Origin of the sequence: Anatilimnocola aggregata (assembly GCF_007747655.1) — a bacterium.
Lineage (GTDB): Bacteria > Planctomycetota > Planctomycetia > Pirellulales > Pirellulaceae > Anatilimnocola > Anatilimnocola aggregata.
Genome location: NZ_CP036274.1, coordinates 6,379,419 through 6,398,887, shown reverse-complemented (window position 1 = coordinate 6,398,887; position 19,469 = coordinate 6,379,419). Strand labels below are relative to the sequence as shown.

Here is a 19,469-nt window from a genome sequence, read left to right as displayed (position 1 = left end):
TGGTCACCTATTCTTCAACACAACAGTGTCTTTCCCTGGCCGAGCGTCGAATACTACCTTGCCCTCTTTTGCTATGACACTGGCCGTGTGCTTGCCTTGAGTCACTTGGACGGTCTTCCAATCGGCTGGAACATGAGTGATGAGTGTCAGCGGAGAATCGTAGATGGCAGCGTCGGCGTTGGTCGTGAGTTCAAGTGTGATCTGCGATTTGGTTGCTTCCAGGGTGCGGACGGATGCTGATTCGCGCTCGGTTTCGTACTTGTGAATAGAGATCGGATCGGTCACCCAGAGTTGATCGCGTTTTTCGACGATGAAGTCGAGCAGTTGGAGAAACGAAGGCGTGTCGATGCTCAGCCATTCGCCACCGACGCCGTGAAACGCGACGACGTCGGTCTTGCCGCTCGCGAGGGCTTTTTCGACACGGGCAATCATCGCCGCTGCGTCTTTCAAATGGATTTGGGCGAAGAGCACATTCTGCCGCAGCACCAGGTTGTACTTCCTCAGCTGCGTTTTTAGTTCCTCTTCGGTGACATTCCATTTACCCTGCGGCACACCGGGGCGACCGAAAGACAAAAGCGTGGGCTTGGGCTGACCGTTGGCTTCGGCGATGGCGTAGAGCACCTCGTTGCACTTCACGATCTCCTGTTCAAGATCGGCCACATCGGCGGCACCCTTGTGGGTGAAGGTGTGATTCGCGAGGACCATGCCCGCTTCGGTGAACGCTTTTTCCCACGCAGCCTTCTGAGCCTTGTAATGCCCGGACCCGGCGTTGATATAGAACGTGCCGACGAGATTTCGCCGCTTCAACTCGGGGAGGACCGTTTTCACGTGCCCTTGCATGCTGTCGTCGAACATCAGGATGAAGGGAGCCCGCTTGTCATCGTTCCACTGAGCGACTTTGGTTTCGCCGGTCTCAGCGGCGCGGACGAGCGTTGAAAACAACAGCAGACTCAAGGTGCAGAGAATCAGACGCATGGGAGGACTTTCGATTGAATCTGGTTACCGTCGTTGGAACTGGAAGCTTCAGGGCCGGGAAAGTTCTATTCGCAAAAGACGGAGAAAATACTCTCCGGGCGCTAACGCTTCCGGCTCAGAAATTACAATGATTCGCGGCTCTACTTCCAAGCAGCGCGGATGAAGTCGCCGCGCGTTGGGCTCGCTGTGGCAGCGGGCAGTTTGTCGAGCGGCAATCGAAGTTCTTTTGCGATGGCCAGCCAGCGCTCGAGTTGGGCGGGCTCCAGCTTCTTGTCGAGTTCAGCAGCGTGTCCCTGATAGGCTTCGTAATATTGCCCGCTGATATTCTTGCCACGCTGGCCGGGTTTGGCAAACGGAGCTTGCAAACCATGCAGCCCGCCCGCTGAGCCCCACCATTGCACCGCGGCAAAGTCGGCGTGCCCGGGAAGAACATCGCTCACGTAAATCGTCGCGGATTGATCGGCATGCAATTGTCGTTGCAGTTCGGGCACAGGCACTTCTTGCACGGCGATCTTGTTCTTCACTGCGTGTGCTGCTGCGTAACCTGCTGCCTGCCCGAGCGAAGCCCAAATTGGCTCCAGACGGAGCGCACAGAAGCCGACGTGCGACGAACTGACCGCCACCGGCACGAGCAGGTTCTGCACGATCGCCGGCACGATGACACCGTACGGAACCTGGTAAGGAGGAACCGCGTTATAAAACTCGCCCGTGTGCTTGCCACCAAATCGTGGGCCGGGGTGCAAGGTGCCGTGGCAGTTGTTGCCGTAATCGCCCATCGCGATGGCCTGGCGATGGAGCACCGCCCGCGCATCGCCGGGTGCTTGGGCGCTGTCTTGCTGCGTGTAGATATGCACGCCCTTCAAACGCCGCGCTTCGCGCACGTAAAGTTGCGGCGGCATGTGCCCGCTGGCTTCGAATTCGTCCCGGCACCAGCCCCACTCGCGAGCTTCGTCGCGGAACTTGGCGGGAACTTCGGGATCGTTCTGCAGAAAGTAAAGGAGGCCGACCTGATCGCGCACGTGCTCCTGAAAGACCGCGGCCCGCGCAGCAGCGTCGCCATTAGGCCAAGCGAGGTTCTTGCCGGGAAGCGAAAGGCGAATCAGGCCGTTGGAGACATCGTTGATATCGAACTTGCCGTTCGGCAGCGGCGGAAGCTGAGCTTTGAAGATGCAGCCGCTGGGGTAAGCAAAGATCTTCTTGATGCTCCCCGTTTCGAGCACCTTAAGCACTTCGACAAAATCTTCGCGGCGATAACCGGCGGGAGCGGTTGGCGTGACGCGATTCTTGGGATCGCGCGTCATGATCCAGCGGAAGTTGTAGGCTTGCAGTTGGTCGTCTGCTTCGTCTGGCGCGAGGGACTCGTTGTATTCCGCTTTCCCTTCGCGGCCGACTCGCCACGGCGCGCCAGCCATGGCCATCAAGTCGCCTTCGTAGGTGCCGTCGATAAAGACCTTTGCCTGAAACTCGCTCTGCTGTGTGCTGCCGGGCGTGCCGACCGATTTGGTGAAGGTCGCGGATTCAACACGAGCGCGATCACCTGACTTGTCGAGCTTGACGGACGCGAGCCGAAGTCCGCGTTCGACAGTGATCTTCGGCTGCTCGACCAGCATCGCCTCGAAGATCGCGAGATTAACCTTCGGTTCGCCGAACGTGCCGCGAAACGATTCGCGAACCTGAGCGGAGTCCGCACCGTTCTCTTTGACGTAGTGCGCTTCTACGCGGCGAGCGAAATCGAGAAATGTCCCATTTAGCCCTTCGAACGTGCGAAAGTCGGTGTGCGACAGCCCGGATGTCACCAGGCCACCAATCCGCGGTGTCGGTTCAATCAAAGCGACCGTGCTCCCTCCCTTCGCCGCCGCAATAGCTGCAGCAATTCCACCCGGCGTAGCGCCGTAGACGAGAACGTCGACCATTTCTGCAGCATGAGCAGCTCTTGCCGGAGTGAAGATCGCGAGCAAGCTGGCCAGCACAATTGCCGTTTGTCGTAAGTGTTGAACCACGGATGAGAAGCTGATATTCGTCATGGTGATTGGCATACAGTGGCAACGGGAGAGAAGGAAAGGCATGCCGGCGATTATAGTCGCGCGCGTTGTCGTGCTGATATGTGTGACAGGGTGTTGAGCATGACGCACTAAAGGGATAAGTGGGGGTGCAGTTGCGTAATCCCCGCAAACGAAACTTTGCTGTGCGCTGGTCCGGCACTCTGGTACGTTGAGAGGGTTGAGTGTGGCAAGGGCACGCTCGATTCGACTTCTATTCTTTTCTGTTCGGAGTGGCGGCTATGTTGCGAAGCAGTTTTTCTCGCCGTAACTTTCTGGCTCAGTCGGCCTTCACCGCGGCGATGTTTACCACGCCGGGCCTGTATGCGGAGATGCTGTCGCAAACGCCGGCGATGACCGAGGGGCCGTTCTATCCCGATAAGTTGCCGCTCGATACGGACAACGACCTGCTGTTGCTAAACGATGCGATTACTCCAGCGGTGGGTGAGGTAACACACCTGACCGGTAAGATTTTGGACCTGAATGGCGAACCGATCGTGAATGCCTTTGTTGAAATCTGGCAGGTCGATCATCACGGCGCATACTTGCACGCGGGAACGAGTAACGCCGACAAACGCGACAAGAACTTTCAGGGCTACGGCCGCTTTTTGACGAACAGTAAAGGGGAGTACTACTTCCGCACGATCAAGCCGGTGCCTTATCCGGGTCGCACGCCGCATATTCACGTCGGTATCAGTCGAAATGGGAAGCGAGTGCTTACGACGCAGTTGTTTGTCGATGGTCACCCGGGGAACGAGCGAGACGGAATCCTCCGCAACTTGGGTGACCAAGCCAAGTCGGTGCTGGTTCCGTTCCAGCCGGTAAAAAACTCCAAAATCGGCGAGTTGGCTGCGAACTTCGATGTCGTGCTGGGCAAGAATGCTGAAGATCCGGCACCAGGAACTGTTCAGGCTGGCGTGGCTAAAGCAGGTGGCATGCGCGGCGGACCCGGAGGTGGTGGACGTGGCCCGGGAGGCAGGGGGCCTGGCGGCCCAGGTGGACCTGGTCCAGCCGGTGAAGGCCCGCCACGTCGACCCTAGTCAAAAGGCGGCTTAAGTTGCGAATACGCTCTTTCGGGGAGTGTTGAATAAGTCCGGACTTTTTCAACACTCCGGCGCGTCGGGCCCGAGAGATACGGTGTCTGCTGTTGAAAAAGTCGCCGATTAATTCAACAAGTAGGGCGGAAAGCCAATTCGCGTCAGAAAACTTACATCGAGTCGCGTGCCGACTCTGAAGCAGTTGATATGGGCTAGCTGAGTCGTTTGTCGGGCGAATTTCTGGGCGTTTTCCAGCCGACATATCATCTTCAAAAACCTTTCGGATTTCTCGCTTGGATGCCCTTGCGAACCCGCTGTTTTTTGGCACAATAGGGGGTTTCTCGCCTAAAGAACAATCATCCCTAAGAGCAATATAGCTAGGGAAATAAGTCGTTTTTGTTTGCCGGAAGGAATGAGCGGACATGTCAGATACGCTGGTCGTTACGAAACGCGAAAAGTTGGGCACCGCCGAAACTCGTCGGTTGCGCACCACGGGCTTGGTTCCCGCCATCCTTTACGGTCACGGCGAAGCCAACGCTCCGCTGTCGGTTCCGGTCGCCCAGTTGAACGCTGTCATCAAGCACGGTGGCAAGCTCGTCAAGCTGAGTGGCGATATCACCGAGACGGCTCTACTGCGTGAAGTGCAGTGGGACACGTACTCGAAAGACATTATTCACGTCGACCTGATCCGCGTGTCGGAAAAGGAACTCGTCGAGACCACCGTGGCTGTCGAGCTGAAGGGTACTGCTCCGGGCCTTTCCGAAGGTGGTGTGTTGCAGTTCGTGCTGCACGAACTCCACATCGAATGCCCGGCCATTGCCATTCCCGACAAGTTGTTTGCCAATATTAACAACCTGCACTTGGGCAAGAGCATTCACGCCAGCGACATCGCGCTGCCGGAGGGTGCCAAGCTGACGACCGATCCTCACCTGGTCATCGTTTCGTGCATTGCCGCCAAGACAGAAGAAGAATTGGCTGCTGCCGAGGCGAGTGTCGAGCCGGAACTGATCCGCAAGGAAAAGACGGGCGACGAAGCTGCCGAGTAATCGGCTGCCTGATAAGTGGTTGGTCGATGAGCGAATCAGCAGGGCCGGCGAGGATGAAACTGATCGTCGGCCTGGGGAATCCTGGCAAGCAATACACGGGCACAAGGCACAATGTCGGTTTTGCGACACTCGCAAAGTTGATTGCCACGCGGTCGAGCGGTCCAGCGAAAGCGAAGTTTCAAGGCGAACTGTACGAAGCAACGATTGCCGGTCAGCGATCACTGTTGCTGTTGCCACTCACCTATATGAATGGCAGCGGGGCAAGTGTCCTGGCGGCAAGAGATTTTTATAAGATCGAGCATCCCGATATCCTGGTCATCTGCGACGACTTTGCACTGCCACTGGGCAAGTTGCGATTTCGAGGCAAGGGATCGTCGGGGGGGCAAAAAGGTTTGGACGATGTGATTCGTCGGCTAGGGAGTGATGAAATCCCTCGCCTGCGAATTGGTATCGGGGCACCTGCTCCGGGGCGCGATGTTCCGGGTTATGTGCTGGGCAGATTTGCACCGGATGAACAGTCTGCTGCGGACGAGAGCATCGTGAGAGCAGCCGAAAGTGCGGAAGCTTGGGTCGAAAAAGGCCTGAGTTACTGCATGAACCAGTACAACGCTGCGTGAAATTACGAAAACATGCCCCCCTGCTGTCGAGGCGGGGGCGATGAAGACATTATTCAAACAAACGTCAACTAGGTCCGTTTCAGCGAGGGAGAGTCACTTGGCACAGAAGCAAAGCGTTTACGAGTGCATGGTCATTTACGATTCGAACAAATATGCACAAGACGCCACGAAGGTGGGCGGCCAGATTGCGGCCCTCGTCGGCAAGTTGGGTGGCGAAGTTCTCGTCAGCCGCTTGTGGAATGACCAGAAGTTGGCCTACCCAATCGATGGCCACAAGAAGGGGACGTACTGGCTCACTTATTTCCGCCTGGACGGTAGTCGTTTGGTGGAATTTAACCGCGATCTGCGAATCAATGAGACGGTTGTCCGCTCGCTGACGTTGCATGTTGACCCCCGCCTCGTCGACGCGCTGGTCGAACATGCCAAGGGTGGCTTGCGTCCGCGTGCTCCCGAGCCGACCGTCGGTGCGCCAGAACGCCACATCGAAATGCCAGACCTGGAAGAAGTGGGCGAGCTGAACTAGCTCTCTCTCGTGCTTGCCGGCGCGAGGGCAAACTCCTTACACTGTAGTTGACGTTTGTGCAGTTAGGGTTTGTTTTCGCCGCCGATTAGGAGTAACTCGCCGTGGCCAGTTTTAACCGTGTAATCTTGCTGGGTAACCTCACGCGCGATATCGAAATCAAGTACCTGCAGAGTGGTATGGCAGTCGCTGAAATTGGGATCGCGGTGAATGATCGCCGCAAAGACCAAGGCGGCCAGTGGATCGAAGAGACCACGTTTGTCGATGTCACCCTGTGGGGTCGAACTGCCGAAGTCGCTGGCGAATATCTGGGCAAGGGCTCACCTATTCTGGTCGAAGGGCGTTTGAAGCTCGACCAGTGGGAAAAAGATGGCCAGAAGCGATCGAAGATGCGAGTTATTTGCGAGAAGATGCAAATGATTCCCAATGGTGGTGCCAAGGGTGGACCTCGCGGTGGTGGTGGAGGTGGTGGGGGCTATCGAGGCGGCGGCGACGAAGGCCCCTCGTTTGATGAATCTGAATATGGTGGTGAGTCGATGTCGGCTCCCCCGCCCAGTCGTGGTGGTGGCGGACGTCAATCGTCCCCTCCTCCGCAGCCCGCTGACGACATTCCGTTTTAATTGACTACGAAAAAATAACCGAACTGAACGGCAGCTGAGGCGAATCCTTCCGCTGCACCGCAAATATCAAAACCTAGAGGAATTGAGAAAATGTCCGCCACCAAAAGTGCTCTCGCCGCTCGCGGCAGTTTTCAAGAGCTGCCCCGCGGTCCGCATCACACGGTGCAACTGCTGCTGATTCAATCGGTCGATCACCTCGGCAAGCAAGGCGATATCGTGCATGTGAAGCGCGGTTACGCTCTCAATTACCTGTTGCCACAAGGGCTGGCCACCGTCGCCACGAACCATCACAAGCGGATGGTCGAAAAGCACAAGGCCAAGCTGCAAGAAATCGAAAAGGCACGGCTGGCCACGCTGCGTCAATTGGCCGATGCGATTGCCAAGCAAAGCATCACCATCGAAGCCAATGCCAACGAAGAAGGCCATCTGTACGGCAGCGTGAATGCCAACGATATCGCCGCTTCGCTCAAGCAGGCGCACTTCCACATCACGGCCGATCAGGTTCGCCTGGACGGCCCGCTGAAGGAACTCGGTTTGTATACGGTCAAAATTCACTTGCACCACGACATCAACGCCGAACTCAAGGTGTGGGTCGTGCCAACGGTGGTCAACGAGCCAGCTCCCGAGAAGGCCGCGAAGCCAGCTGCCGCTGACAAGGCTGCTAAGCCCGCCAAGACCGAGAAGAAATAACGAGAGATACGCCGACAAGTTTTCCCCGGCGACAAGCAAGCTAAGAAGGCTCATGCATCACAGTGCGTGGGCCTTTTTTCGTCAGCGTTTGGTTTGGCAGCGATTGCGCGCGGTACAATCAGCGGGTAGGTCACTTCCGCTGGAAGTGACCTCCAAAAGCACATGGCTCGTCGCGCTGCTTATCAGCTTGAATACGCGGTACGCAGTTTCCAGCTCAAACTGCAACACTAAGGTCACGCCCGGCGGGCATGACCTACTGCACGGAGGTAACAGATGTCATCGGTTCAGCGGACGGATAAGCCGCGGCAAAAGAAAGAGACGCAAGGCGAACTGCTGCAACGGCAGCCCCCTTTCGACCTGCAGGCCGAAATCGGCGTGCTCGGTAGCATCGTGCTGCTGCCCGATGTGCTCGACGATGTGATCATGATCATTCGGCCGAGCGACTTCTATGACGATGCCCACGTCAAGCTGTTCGAGCACATGTGCAGCTTGCATGAGTCGAACAAAAAAATTGATCCGACGCTGCTTGTCGATCGCTTGAAGACAGCCGGCGATTATGACGCCATCGGCGGAAGCGCCTATTTGAGCAAGATCATCAACGCGGTTCCCAACGCGGCACATGCGACTTATTACGCCGATATTGTGCGCGAGAAGGCGACCTATCGTTCGCTGATTACCGCGTCGACCGAGATCCTCCGCGAGGCCTACGACGAGTCGCAGGAAGCGGCGCATTTGCTGGGCCAGGCAGAACAGAAAATCTTTTCGATCCTCGACAATCGGAGCGACAATGCCGTTCGCCCGATCAAAGACATCTTGCACGACGCGATGGATCGGCTCGAAGCCGTGATGATGGGAACCCACTCGGCTGGCGGCGGAGACTACGGCTTTCGCGAACTCGATTCGAAGACCGGTGGCGTACACAACGGCGAACTTGTGATTCTCGCTGCTCGTCCCTCAATGGGCAAAACAGCATTCGCGATGAACGTGGCCGAGAACGTTTCTCTCGGGCAAAATGTCCCCACGTTGTTTGTCAGCCTCGAAATGTCGTCGATCGAATTGGCCGACCGCTTGCTTTGCTCGGTGGCACGTGTGAATGGCTATCGCTTGCGCAATGGCACTGTGTCGCAAGAGGATCGGTTGAGACTTGTTGAGAAAGCGGCAGAAGTCGCCAAGGCTCCCCTGTTTGTCGATGATTCTCCCGGTCGAACCGTTTCTGAAATCGCAGCTGCCGCTCGGCGGATCAAACGCCGGCACGGATCGCTGGGACTCGTGGTCATCGACTATTTGCAGTTGATTGAGCCGGATAATGCCAAAGATCCGCGGCAAGAACAAGTCGCGAAAATTGCCCGTCGTTTGAAGGGGCTCGCCCGCGAATTGAAGGTGCCCGTCATGTGCCTGGCACAGTTGAATCGCCAGACAGAAATGGGCAAGGACAACATTCCGCGTTTGAGCCACTTGCGCGAATCAGGAGCCATCGAGCAAGATGCCGACGTGGTGATGTTCGTGCATCGCGAAGAATACTACCTGCGCGGTGAAGAACGTGACCGGCTAGCGGGTCAAGCACAGATCATCATCGCCAAACAGCGTAATGGCCCGGTGGGGGATGTGAACCTTGAATGGCACAAGGAGTTCACGCGGTTTCAAGATCCCACGCCAGAGCGCTTGCGCGAGTTCGATACTTATAACGATGCATCTGCTGACGATCCGCAAGCAGGGTTTTGAGCGAGGGTATGAGCAACCAAGCCGTGACTACGATGCGTATTTCACGGCCTGCAAGACGGCCGAAGTGGCCGGCGACTTGTTGAGCACATAGAAGTGAACGCCGGGGATGCCGCTGTCGATCAACTCCTGCACCTGACGAGTGGCGAACTCGACGCCGACATCGAACTGCCATTCGGGCGAGTCTTTCTCGCCCAATTTTGCGATGAACTCGGCTGGCAACTTTGCTTTACAGAGCGAAGTGATCCGCTGAATCTGGCCGAGATTGGTCACCGGCAGAATTCCGGGGATGATCGGAACTTTAATTCCCAGTTGCCCGCACGCGTCGCGAAAGCGAAAGAAGTCGGCATTGTCGTAGAACAACTGAGTAATCACCACATCTGCACCGGCAGCTACTTTTCGTTGCAGGTTTTGCAGATCGACTTCGAAGCTGGGCGCTTCCTGATGCGTTTCTGGGTAGCCGGCCACGGCCACACCGTACTGCGGAAAGTCGGCCTTGATTAGCGACAGCAATTCATTGGCATAGCGTAAGCCACCTTCGACTGGAGTGAACGATGTCTCGCCCTTGGGTGGATCGCCACGGAGAGCGACGATGTTATCGACGCCGCGGTCACCGGCAATTTGCAGGTATTCTCGGAGTTGGTTGACCGTCGCACCGACGCAAGTCAGATGTGAAGCCACGCGGACACCAAACCGGCGTTTCACTTCGCTCGTAATCTCGAGCGTCTTTTGCTGCGTGCTGCCCCCCGCGCCATAAGTGCAAGTAATGACGTCGGGGCGGAAAGCCATCAGATGTTCGACGTTGTCGTACATCGCTGCTTCCGCTGTACTGGTCTTCGGAGGGAACAACTCAAACGAGAGTGTGAATTTGCCGGGAGGGTAAAACGTCATTGGGTTCGATAATCTTGAAGGCTCAATCTTCGCGGCCTCACTGAGGGCCACAGTTTACACGGCGCTATTTTAGCTCAGACGAACTTTTTAATCTCAGGTTCAGGCACTTCTTTAAGGAGTCGCAGAATAACGTCTTCATTGGTCATTCCTTCTGCCTGGGCCTGAAAGTTAGTGCTGATGCGGTGCCGCAATACGGGCACGGCGATTTTGCGAATGTCGTCGATGGCAACGCTGAAGCGTCCTTCCATCGCGGCGATCGCTTTGCCGCCGTTGATGAGGAATTGCCCTGCTCGCGGCCCCGCACCCCAGTCGACAAGTTCTTTGATAAACGCCGGGGCGGTTTCGTCCTTGGGGCGAGTTGCCCGGACTAGGCGGGCGGCATATTTCACAATGAACTCACTAACGGCGACAGCACCGACCAGCTTTTGAACGTTGATGATCTGCTTGGCATTGAGGATCTGTCGCACTTCGACCTTCTCTTGGCGCGTGGTCGACGAGAGGATTTTTTCTTCTTCATCGGAGGAGGGATAGCCAACCTTGATGTTGAACATAAAGCGATCCAGCTGTGCTTCTGGCAGCGGATACGTTCCTTCCTGGTCGATGGGGTTTTGTGTGGCGATGGTGAAGAATGGATCGGGCAAGTTATAAGTGGTGCGACCGACTGTGATTTCGCGTTCCTGCATGGCCTGCAGCAGCGCGGCTTGTGTCTTGGGGGGCGTGCGGTTGATTTCGTCGGCCAGGAGAATATTGGTGAATACAGGGCCTTCGACAAAGCGGAAGTTACGTTTGCCGTTTTCGTCTTCTTCAAGCACATTAGTGCCAGTGATGTCGCTGGGCATCAGGTCAGGTGTGAACTGAATCCGCTTAAAGCCGACATCGAGGATCTTGGCTAGCGTGCTGACCATCAATGTCTTGGCCAGCCCGGGCACCCCTTCGAGCAGGCAGTGGCCGCGCGTAAAGATGGCCGCGAATAGCTGCTCGATGACTTCATTCTGGCCCACGATGACGCGCTGCAGTTCCTGCTGCATCACCTGCCGGTGCTTGGCGAATTCTTGCAGGATATCGCCCAGGCTCTTCGGTTTTTCGCTCATGTTGATTCGATTGCGCTCGGTGGCGATTCCGCGGCATCCATTTTCGGCGGTCTCACGAGACCGAATGATTGCGGGCCCCCTTGGCCGGCCAGATCGGCAGCCACCAGGAACCGTCTCACTCGATTCTAGGGCGGGCGGCAAATTGCTACAACAGCAGCCCTTTCAACCGCCGAATCCGTAGTAAAATAACAAGACTGCCGTGACGAAGGCCGGCCCAACTCGGGTGCGGCACAGCCAGAATTCGTTCGACAGCCAGGAGAATCCGCATGACCGGCCCCTACCGGATCGTCGATGGACTGTCGCCAGCGCGCTGGATCACACTGCTAATTGTTGCGCTTTGCCTTCAGCAGTTGTTCCCCGCGACCGTATTCGCACAAGGGGCAGGCATTGCGCTCCATCGCGAAGTTACGCCAGCAACCGTCAACGATGCGATTCGCTTTGGGGTTGGCTACTTGCATGGCAGGCAGCGACCCAATGGGAGTTGGGCCGATTTCGAAAGTCCATTCGCACAGCCGGGCGCGGTGACTGCACTCACTACGTTGGCCTTGCTTAATTGCGGCGAGCGCGTCGACGAACCGCATGTGAAGGCAGCTCTCGACTTTCTCGAAAGCCAGCCTGCGCCCGGTTCAACGTATGCCACGTCGTTACACGTAATGGCATTTTGCCAAGCCGATCCGCTCCGTTACAAGCTGAAGATTACGGGCCTCGCCAGTTGGCTCGAAGCGCACCAGGTGGTTGCCGATGGCAAGAGCAAAGGGGGCTGGTCATATATGCCCAGTGTAGGGATTGCGGACAACTCAAATACTCAGTTCGCGATGCTTGCCCTGCACGAGGCCGAACGCGTCGGCGTCAAGATTCCCGATCGCACCTGGCAATTGGCCAAGGACTATTGGCTGAAGAATCCCGTCTATGACAAAGGTCGCGGCGCATTTGGCTATCACAACGGTGTGTCGGGAAGCATGACATGCGCGGCTATTTCATCGCTGATCATCGCGCGAGATCGGCTAGCGAACGGTGAGTCGCGCGTGGTTGGCGAGCAAATTCAATGCTGCGGCAATGAACCGCAAGAAGACGAAGTCGAACGGGCCATCGATTGGCTGGGTCGGAATTTTTCGGCGCGGAATAACCCAGGCGACGATGGACAGGCCAATCGTTGGCTCTACTACTATCTGTATGGCATGGAGCGGGTCGGTCGGATGTCGGGCCAGCGGTTTTTCTATGGCAAGCCGCAACTCAATCCCAATACCGGTGCTTTCGCAACGCCAAAATACGACTGGTATCGCGAAGGTTGCCAGGTTTTGCTCGAACAACAAGACGCGCTAACAAAGAACTGGGCCGGCATGGAGATCGAACGCGATCCACTCATTGCCACACCACTCGCGCTGCTGTTTTTGGCGAAGGGACGCAGACCCGTGGCGATTGCCCGGTTGAACACTGGCACTGCCAATAACGACTGGAACCACCATCGCCGCAGTTTGCAGAACCTGGTGGGGCGAGTGGAACGACAATGGCGCCGCGATCTTTCCTGGCAGACATATGACCTGAAAGATGCCACTGTTGCCGACCTGCTCGAAGCGCCGGTTCTTTTTCTCAGCGGTTCACAAAGTTTGCAGCTCAGCGACGTGCACAAGAAAATGTTGCGTGAGTATGTGAACCAAGGTGGCTTCCTGTTTATCGAAGCATGCGACGGCAATGGGTGTGATGGTTCGGCTTTCGATCGCGATATTCGCCAAATGCTTAAAGAGATGTTTCCCGAAAGCGCGCTCCGCAAGTTGCCCCCCGATCATGCCGTCTGGTATGCCCAGCAGCGAGTGCAGCCGCAGCAATTGCCGAAAGATCCGGAATTTTGGCTGTGGGGACTCGATTCTTGCTGCCGTACTGGCGTTGTCTACTGCCCGCGCAGCTTGTCGTGTTATTGGGAACTAGCGCATCCCTATCGCGAACTCGATTATCCTCAAGTCGTCAAAGATCAGATCGAACAGGTCTCACGCATTGGTGGCAACATCTTGGCCTATGCGACGAATCGACAGCTGAAGGAGAAGCTAGACCGCCCGCAGATTTCCATCAGTTTGCCTGGCGGCAAATCTCCGCGTGGTTCGCTTGTCATACCCAAGCTAACGCACGGTGGTGGCAGCGATGACGCACCGAATGCCTTGCAGAATTTGCTCACCGTGCTTGATAAGCAACTGCAGATCAAAATTGACTACGAGCGCCGCAAGTTCGCCCCGAACGAGCCCAAGCTGCTCGATTATCCGATTGTCTTCACGCACGGTCGCCGTGGCTTTCAATTCTCCAGCGCTGAGCGAAAATCACTGAAGGACTACTTGGATCGAGGCGGCTTCATTTTCGCTGATGCGATCTGCGCGAGCACAGAGTTTTCCCAGTCACTCAAGGCCGAGCTGCAACTGATCTATCCCAATGCCAAGTTCTATCGAGTTCCGGCGGGGCATCCGTTGCTAACGGATGAGTTTCAAGGCTTTAATCTCAGAAGCGTCATGCTGCGCGATCCACAGTTTCGTAGCGAGGAAGATCCCCTTTCCGCGAAGCTAGTAAAGACGACGCCTCTGCTGGAAGTTCTCGAAGTAGACGACCGCATTGCCGTCGTCCTTTCGCCATACGACATTAGCTGTGCACTGGAAAAAGGAGCGTCGCTCGAGTGCAAAGGCTATACATCGGCCGACGCGGCTCGCATCGGCGCAAATATCATTCTCTACGCCTTGCAGCAGTAGCTATTGCTTCTGCTTGTTTTTGTTTTTCTTCTTCTGCCCCTTTTTGGCAGGAGCATCCGGCGCACTCGGTGGTGCTTGTTCGGCACTCCAGGTCTCGTACAACGCTCGTAATTCCTTCACCTTTTCAGGCTGCGATTTGGCGAGGTCTTTCGATTCACTGATGTCGATGGCAAGATCATAGAGTTCGGGTTCGCCACTGCCGCCACGCGAGACAACTAACTTCAGATCGCCGTGGCGCACTGCCCACTGCGGCCCAAACCGCCAATAGAGCGTCTCGTGCGGCCGAGCTTTGTTTTCGCCTGTGAGGTAGGGCATCAGATTTACGCCATCGAGCTTGGCAGTCGAATCGACGGGCGCACCCGCAACCGCCAAGGCCGTTGGCAGCACATCCAAATTTACTACCGGCAGATCGTAAGTCTTGCCGGCCGGCAGCTTCCCTTTCCACTGGGCGATGAAGGGGACGCGCGGTCCACCTTCGAAGGTCGTCATTTTGAAACCGCGGAGAGGATCGTTCTTCGAGGTTGTACCCTGTGTCGGGCCGCCATTGTCGGCGATGTAGAAGATCAGTGTATTCTCTTCTTGCTTTAGTTCGCGAACCTTCGCCAGCACTTGGCCGACGGCATCGTCCATCGAAGAAAGCATCGCCGCGAAGATCTTGCGTTTTTCATCGGCGATGTTCGGAAAGCGATCGAGGTACTTTTGCGGAGCTTGCAGTGGAGCGTGTTGGGCGTTGAAAGGGAGATAGAGAAACCAAGGTTTGGCTTTGTTTCTTTCAATCCAATCCACAGCCCGTTCGGCGTACTTGTCAGTGGTGTAGAACTCTTTGTCTTCAATTGCCCGCACTTCGTCGCTTACGCGTGAGTCGACGAAATTGGTCGGATGATAGAACGGCGTGTTAGCGAGCGTGCCATAGAACTCGTCAAAACCACGCTTCGTCGGCCGATTCTCGGGCTGGTGCCCCAAGTGCCACTTACCGATAGCCGCGGTGGCATAGCCGACTGCTTTCAACCGATCTGCGATCGTGGTTTCTTTTGCTGCCAGGCCAACGGCATTGTGCGAACTGTTGAATTCATGGCCGAACCGCGTGGGATAGCGGCCGGTCATCAAACCCGCGCGAGAGGGACTGCAGTAGGTGGCGGCAACATACCCTTGGGTGAAGCGGAGTCCGCTCTTAGCGATGGAATCGATGTGCGGTGTTGGGATCTCAGAATTTCCCTGGCAGCCGAGCTCACCATAGCCCAGATCATCGGCGTAGAAGATCAAAATGTTTGGTTTATCGGCAGCGTGGGTGAGCGCGACTGACGCTACTCCAATCGCGATGGCGACGAGAGACCAAGCTGCGGTCCAAAGACTTCGGTACATACGGATTTTCTCCGGCAAGAACGGCGAATCAACCGCGGATGAATAGAAACAAGCTGGCGTGCGGACGACGCCAACGAAGACTGCTGTTGACAGCTGATCGGGACAGAACCTAGATGCGACAGCCTTACGGATTGTTGGGCTTGGCAGGCGAAGAATTTTGGGCGGCCGCTGCTTGGGCCGCATGCTGTTGAAGTGCCAACAGAACTTCCTCCCGGTGCACCGCCACGTCAGACGGGGCCTCGATCCCGATGCGGACTTTATCCCCTCGGATGTCGACGATGGTGACGACGATACTATCGCCGATCAGGATCCGTTCGTCACGTTTGCGAGACAGCACCAGCATTGGTTCACCTAAGGGGTAAATCTCAGCGGTCGAGCTTGACTGCTGAGTTAGGCAATTCTAGGCGCAGTCCCGGTCTGGGTAAGCGGTAACGGCAAAAAACAGTGCGACAAAATGCCGAACCACGCCATCTAACACTGCGTAAGGTTTGCAGTGACGGCAGAGCAAGCCGAACCTTCAATCGCCGCGCCTACGTCGCTAGCAACTATTGATCTGTTAACCGCTTGGTCGGAGACCAGCCTATGAGTCAGCCGGATATCAGGAAGGGGGCAGATGGTCGGAGACCAACCCGGACTTCCTTTCTTTACACGCGCCAGCCCCGCGATCCCTCCATCAACAGGACCGATCGCGCCTCGCACTGGCTGGGTCAGAGGATTCAACATCCAGCGGTCCCGAAGAATGAGCCCGCCGCTGAGATTGCAGCTCTCTCGACCGCTAAGTAATCCCCATAACTCAGCTGGCTAACTTGCGCCAGCAAATTGCTATTGAGCAAATTGGGCTCAGGCTGGTATTAGCTGGCTGCAGGCATGAATGGGCCGGTTTTCGGCTTACCCAGCTTGAAACTTTAGAAAAACCAGTCTCGCCCCAAGTGGACACTTGGGACAATGAGAAAAAACGCCCTGCACAACTTTTGTGCAGGAGGCGTGCTGCTCGCGATTCGGGCAGGCCTGTCAGATTTTAAGCATTTGCCGCCAGTGTTCGTAAGTGCAAGCATTGCAATGACATTGGTGCTGACCTTGACGCGACTTGTATGGTTGGGTCAAACCGCGACTTGATTGGTCGCGCCGTTTATGACTGAATCCCTGTTTATTGTTCGAATGGAAGGAGCCGGCAATGGAAACGACCACCGCTACCCCTACTCTCACTCCCGCGACCCCCGAAGAGCGTCTGCAGACCGCTACCCGGATTGCAGACACGATGTTCCAACAGCAACCCGATTGGGTCACGTTCTTTCGTGAAGTCTTGGGTGTTGACGGTCTCGTTCGCAAGCTCTTCACCACTCCTGAAGATCTGGCCGAATTTGAGAAGACAGCTGAGTACGCCGAAATTCAAGCGATGGTTGCCAAGCTGCGCGAACGCTCGGGCGCTCAATCGGATGGCAAAGAACCGACCCGCGTGATCACCGTCCGCTTGCCCAAGAGCTTGCACGAATCCCTCCGGGCTGAAGCTCACGATCGCAAGACCAGCATGAATCAACTCTGTATTTCCAAGCTGCTGCAAGTCATTGATGAGCAGTTGGTTGTTTCCGAGTAACCAGTTGAGCTAGCACGCAAATCTGTTTCAGCGGCCAACTGTCCAGCGCCGCTGAGGCAGCTGCGCGCGGCAAAAAACGGCCGCTGCACTGCTAGCGAAGATTGCCCAGGTCGCCTGGACTAGCTTGGTCGCGCGCCGTAAAACCGGGCAAAGAAAATAGGTCTCGATAGCAGGCTTATAAGCCGGGTTCTGTCGCGGCGTGTTCCCGAGGGCTTCACGCCACCGACGGTCATTTATCTAGGACGGCGATTGCTCGCCGCCTCAAGCAGCCTACCCGAGAATTGGCCAGGCCGGACCGGCCCGCGCGCCGCGGCTTGAATCGTTGCCGACTCAGGCCCGCACGTACTCTCTGTTTGGCCTTGCTCCGAATGGGGTTTGCCAAGCCAGGCAGGTCGCCCTGTCTGCTGGTGCGCTCTTACCGCACCGTTTCACCCTTACCGCGGAGGTTGTGACGGGGGCTCGTGCTGCATGCGCCTTCTCCGAAAAGAAGGGACGCAGAAAAACCCCACCGCGGCGGTTTGCTTTCTGTTGCACTTTCCCGAGCCTTGCGGCCGGTCGACGTTATCGACCATTCTGTCCTGTGGAGCCCGGACTTTCCTCCCGCTGCCTTGCAGCAGCCGACGACCGTCCAGCCTGCTATCGAGACCGCAGTTAAGCTTAGCACTTAGCCGTGCAAGGAGACAGTCGCGGTTCTGCTAGCGGAAAGCAGAACGTAGAAGTCAGAATGCAGAATGAAAAAGGGTCGGGGCGTCTCGCAAGTGCATCTATTGGGCATCTGCAATTCCGGTCTTTGCCTTTTGCATTCTGACTTCTTCCTTCTGCATTCCAATTCTGCCTTTCCCCTTTCCTCTCATCCGCGGTAAAAATGCCAGTTGTCATCTCGCCTCTCGGAGTTTGCTCATGTACCGTCACTGGATTGTCGCTGTTGTCGCTATGCTTTTCGGAGCTGCCGCTGCTACCGCCTGGCAACATCCGGCTCTCCGTTCGCTCGCTACCGCTCAAGAAGGCATTCCCGGTTTGCCGCCACCACCCGGCGGTCGGTTTGCTCCCGCTGGACAGCCGCGCGTGCCGACACTGACTCCTCCGGTTCTTGGTCAACCCAGTGGTCAGCCGTTGAATCAACCGCTCGGCAATCCGCCGCGCGTCATTGTCGCCGATGATCCGCTCGCGGACCTGACTCCCGAAGAACGCGTGAATATCGCCGTCTACGAAAAGTGCAATCGCAACGTCGTCCATATCACCACCAAAAGCGCTCGGGCCGAATTGATCTTCCTCGAAGTCCCAACTGAAGGGACGGGCAGCGGTTCGATTCTCGACAAGCAAGGACACATCCTCACCAACAATCACGTCATCGAAGGGGCGACCGAAATCAAGGTCACGCTCTACGATGGCGAAACGTACCCGGCAAAACTCATCGGCAGCGATGTCCCGAACGATATCGCCGTCCTGAAGATCACCGCCCCGCCCGATTCGCTAATTCCCGTCGACTTCGGCGACTCATCCAAATTGAAAGTCGGCCAGTTGATCTTTGCCATCGGTAATCCGTTTGGGCTCGAACGAACGATGACCACCGGCATCATCTCCAGCTTGAATCGCTCGTTGCCGTCGAAGAGTGGACGGACGATGAAATCGATCATTCAGATCGATGCCGCGCTCAATCGCGGCAACTCCGGCGGCCCGCTGCTCGATAGCCGCGGCCGCCTGATCGGCATGAACACCGCCATTGCCAGCAGCACGGGCGAAAACACTGGCGTCGGTTTCGCGATTCCCGCCGACACGCTCGGCCGCGTCGTCACGCAACTAATTACCAGCGGCAAAGTGACCCGCCCTGATACCGGCATTACTCGCGTCTACCAAACTGACAAAGGCCTCGTCATTGCCACTCTTGCTACCGGTGGCCCTGCTGAACGCGCTGGCCTGCGTGGCTTTCGGATTGTTCGCGAGCAAAAGCGCCGCGGTCCCTTCACTTACGAAGAGCGCTCCATCGATCGGACCAGTGCCGACATGATCGTCGCTGTCGACGGCGAAAAAGTCGTTACTGCCGACGAGTTTCTCGGCTTGATCGAACGCCACCTGCCTGGCGAGCAAGCGATCCTCACCGTCGTTCGTAGCGATCGCAGAATCGACGTCCCGATTATCCTCAGCGCCGGCGAGTAGATATTCTCATTCGTTTTGACGTAAGTCAGCTTAACTGAATTCGCTTTTTCATCCTGTTTGTTGATAAACTCTCCTGCGAATCGACGTTAAACCCGCAGAATCTACAAATCGAGGGTGGGGTTTATCAATACCCCCCTGTTGGTGGTTCAATCGACTTACGTCAATCTTCGTACACTGCACAGCACCACTTAACGCAGTTGCTGCAGTTTCGACTCCACCAAATTGCCAACGCAATCCATCAGCCATTAGAGGCTTGCGCCGTGACACCTCTGGTCACAACCGGCAGATATTTTCGATACTTTTTTAATTAAAGCTGAATCGCCATCGCTGACTCGGCAACATGCAGGCAAAAGATCCAGGGATTTTTTCTTTGCGCCACAAT

The 19,469-nt window shown here is 56.4% G+C and carries 16 protein-coding genes and 1 other RNA gene; 10 read left to right on the top strand and 7 right to left on the bottom strand.

The window, feature by feature from the left end; all coding sequences use genetic code 11:
• Window positions 1-3: 3 nt before the first annotated feature.
• Both ETAA8_RS24050 and ETAA8_RS24045 read right to left on the bottom strand, forming a co-directional pair.
• The gene (locus ETAA8_RS24050; protein WP_145094484.1) at window positions 4-975 is read right to left on the bottom strand and encodes a polysaccharide deacetylase family protein; all 972 of its coding nucleotides are present in this window, start codon (window positions 973-975) and stop codon (window positions 4-6) included.
• A gap of 140 nt (window positions 976-1,115) precedes the next feature.
• Window positions 1,116-3,011, bottom strand: coding sequence for an FAD-dependent oxidoreductase (locus ETAA8_RS24045; protein WP_238397555.1), 1,896 nt, complete (start codon window positions 3,009-3,011; stop codon window positions 1,116-1,118).
• A 245-nt stretch (window positions 3,012-3,256) separates the two neighbouring features.
• On the opposite strand from ETAA8_RS24045, the gene ETAA8_RS24040 reads away from it, so the two are divergent.
• The 7 genes from ETAA8_RS24040 (at window position 3,257) to dnaB (ending at window position 9,266) form a co-directional block, all read left to right on the top strand.
• Window positions 3,257-4,054: a dioxygenase family protein gene (locus tag ETAA8_RS24040; protein ID WP_145094481.1), complete on the top strand. Its 798-nt coding sequence runs from the start codon at window positions 3,257-3,259 to the stop codon at window positions 4,052-4,054.
• A 419-nt stretch (window positions 4,055-4,473) separates the two neighbouring features.
• Complete coding sequence (locus ETAA8_RS24035) at window positions 4,474-5,097, top strand: 50S ribosomal protein L25 (RefSeq protein WP_145094478.1); 624 nt, start codon at window positions 4,474-4,476, stop codon at window positions 5,095-5,097.
• A gap of 53 nt (window positions 5,098-5,150) precedes the next feature.
• Window positions 5,151-5,714 carry an aminoacyl-tRNA hydrolase gene (gene pth / locus ETAA8_RS24030; protein ID WP_145094475.1) on the top strand — a complete coding sequence of 188 codons (564 nt, stop codon included), beginning with the start codon at window positions 5,151-5,153 and terminating at the stop codon, window positions 5,712-5,714.
• 97 nt (window positions 5,715-5,811) lie between these two features.
• A complete protein-coding gene (gene rpsF, locus ETAA8_RS24025; protein WP_238397554.1) occupies window positions 5,812-6,237 on the top strand; it encodes a 30S ribosomal protein S6 in 426 nt (141 codons plus the stop codon).
• Between the two features lie 101 nt (window positions 6,238-6,338).
• A complete protein-coding gene (gene ssb / locus ETAA8_RS24020) occupies window positions 6,339-6,854 on the top strand; it encodes a single-stranded DNA-binding protein (RefSeq protein ID WP_145094469.1) in 516 nt (171 codons plus the stop codon).
• Between the two features lie 90 nt (window positions 6,855-6,944).
• Window positions 6,945-7,544: a 50S ribosomal protein L9 gene (gene rplI, locus ETAA8_RS24015; RefSeq protein ID WP_145094466.1), complete on the top strand. Its 600-nt coding sequence runs from the start codon at window positions 6,945-6,947 to the stop codon at window positions 7,542-7,544.
• Window positions 7,545-7,817: 273 nt separating this feature from the next.
• Window positions 7,818-9,266 (top strand): replicative DNA helicase, encoded by a 1,449-nt coding sequence (dnaB, locus tag ETAA8_RS24010; RefSeq protein ID WP_145094463.1) that lies wholly within the window; start codon window positions 7,818-7,820, stop codon window positions 9,264-9,266.
• Window positions 9,267-9,293: 27 nt separating this feature from the next.
• On the opposite strand, the gene metF is transcribed toward dnaB, so the two are convergent.
• On the bottom strand, window positions 9,294-10,154 hold the full coding sequence (gene metF / locus ETAA8_RS24005; RefSeq protein WP_145094460.1) for a methylenetetrahydrofolate reductase [NAD(P)H]: 861 nt from the start codon (window positions 10,152-10,154) through the stop codon (window positions 9,294-9,296).
• Between the two features lie 74 nt (window positions 10,155-10,228).
• A complete protein-coding gene (locus ETAA8_RS24000) occupies window positions 10,229-11,245 on the bottom strand; it encodes an AAA family ATPase (protein ID WP_145094457.1) in 1,017 nt (338 codons plus the stop codon).
• Between the two features lie 266 nt (window positions 11,246-11,511).
• Here ETAA8_RS24000 and ETAA8_RS23995 point away from each other — a divergent pair, with 266 nt between their 5' ends.
• Window positions 11,512-13,974, top strand: a complete 2,463-nt coding sequence (locus ETAA8_RS23995) for a DUF4159 domain-containing protein (RefSeq protein ID WP_145094454.1) — start codon at window positions 11,512-11,514, stop codon at window positions 13,972-13,974.
• Here the strand turns inward: ETAA8_RS23995 and ETAA8_RS23990 are convergent, their stop codons facing one another.
• Both ETAA8_RS23990 and csrA read right to left on the bottom strand, forming a co-directional pair.
• On the bottom strand, window positions 13,975-15,336 hold the full coding sequence (locus tag ETAA8_RS23990; RefSeq protein WP_145094451.1) for a sulfatase: 1,362 nt from the start codon (window positions 15,334-15,336) through the stop codon (window positions 13,975-13,977).
• 124 nt (window positions 15,337-15,460) lie between these two features.
• A complete protein-coding gene (gene csrA, locus ETAA8_RS23985) occupies window positions 15,461-15,679 on the bottom strand; it encodes a carbon storage regulator CsrA (protein WP_145094448.1) in 219 nt (72 codons plus the stop codon).
• 831 nt (window positions 15,680-16,510) lie between these two features.
• On the opposite strand from csrA, the gene ETAA8_RS23980 reads away from it, so the two are divergent.
• A complete protein-coding gene (locus ETAA8_RS23980) occupies window positions 16,511-16,930 on the top strand; it encodes a toxin-antitoxin system HicB family antitoxin (RefSeq protein WP_145094445.1) in 420 nt (139 codons plus the stop codon).
• A 162-nt stretch (window positions 16,931-17,092) separates the two neighbouring features.
• Here the strand turns inward: ETAA8_RS23980 and rnpB are convergent.
• An RNA gene (gene rnpB, locus ETAA8_RS23975) (RNase P RNA component class A) lies at window positions 17,093-17,570 on the bottom strand.
• Between the two features lie 260 nt (window positions 17,571-17,830).
• Here rnpB and ETAA8_RS23970 point away from each other — a divergent pair.
• On the top strand, window positions 17,831-19,087 hold the full coding sequence (locus ETAA8_RS23970) for a S1C family serine protease (RefSeq protein WP_238397553.1): 1,257 nt from the start codon (window positions 17,831-17,833) through the stop codon (window positions 19,085-19,087).
• The last annotated feature ends 382 nt before the right edge of the window (window positions 19,088-19,469 follow it).

Excerpts from the sequence above, each read along its gene's own strand:
- ETAA8_RS24000 (WP_145094457.1), bottom strand. The coding sequence starts at position 11,245 with ATGAGCGAAAAACCGAAGAGCCTGGGCGATATCCTGCAAGAATTCGCC.
- ETAA8_RS24050 (WP_145094484.1), bottom strand. The coding sequence starts at position 975 with ATGCGTCTGATTCTCTGCACCTTGAGTCTGCTGTTGTTTTCAACGCTC.
- rplI (WP_145094466.1), top strand. The coding sequence starts at position 6,945 with ATGTCCGCCACCAAAAGTGCTCTCGCCGCTCGCGGCAGTTTTCAAGAG.
- ETAA8_RS23980 (WP_145094445.1), top strand. The coding sequence starts at position 16,511 with ATGGAAACGACCACCGCTACCCCTACTCTCACTCCCGCGACCCCCGAA.
- ETAA8_RS23995 (WP_145094454.1), top strand. The coding sequence starts at position 11,512 with ATGACCGGCCCCTACCGGATCGTCGATGGACTGTCGCCAGCGCGCTGG.
- csrA (WP_145094448.1), bottom strand. The coding sequence starts at position 15,679 with ATGCTGGTGCTGTCTCGCAAACGTGACGAACGGATCCTGATCGGCGAT.
- ETAA8_RS24045 (WP_238397555.1), bottom strand. The coding sequence starts at position 3,011 with ATGCCAATCACCATGACGAATATCAGCTTCTCATCCGTGGTTCAACAC.
- pth (WP_145094475.1), top strand. The coding sequence starts at position 5,151 with ATGAAACTGATCGTCGGCCTGGGGAATCCTGGCAAGCAATACACGGGC.
- ETAA8_RS24035 (WP_145094478.1), top strand. The coding sequence starts at position 4,474 with ATGTCAGATACGCTGGTCGTTACGAAACGCGAAAAGTTGGGCACCGCC.
- ETAA8_RS23990 (WP_145094451.1), bottom strand. The coding sequence starts at position 15,336 with ATGTACCGAAGTCTTTGGACCGCAGCTTGGTCTCTCGTCGCCATCGCG.
- ETAA8_RS23970 (WP_238397553.1), top strand. The coding sequence starts at position 17,831 with ATGTACCGTCACTGGATTGTCGCTGTTGTCGCTATGCTTTTCGGAGCT.
- dnaB (WP_145094463.1), top strand. The coding sequence starts at position 7,818 with ATGTCATCGGTTCAGCGGACGGATAAGCCGCGGCAAAAGAAAGAGACG.
- ETAA8_RS24040 (WP_145094481.1), top strand. The coding sequence starts at position 3,257 with ATGTTGCGAAGCAGTTTTTCTCGCCGTAACTTTCTGGCTCAGTCGGCC.
- metF (WP_145094460.1), bottom strand. The coding sequence starts at position 10,154 with ATGACGTTTTACCCTCCCGGCAAATTCACACTCTCGTTTGAGTTGTTC.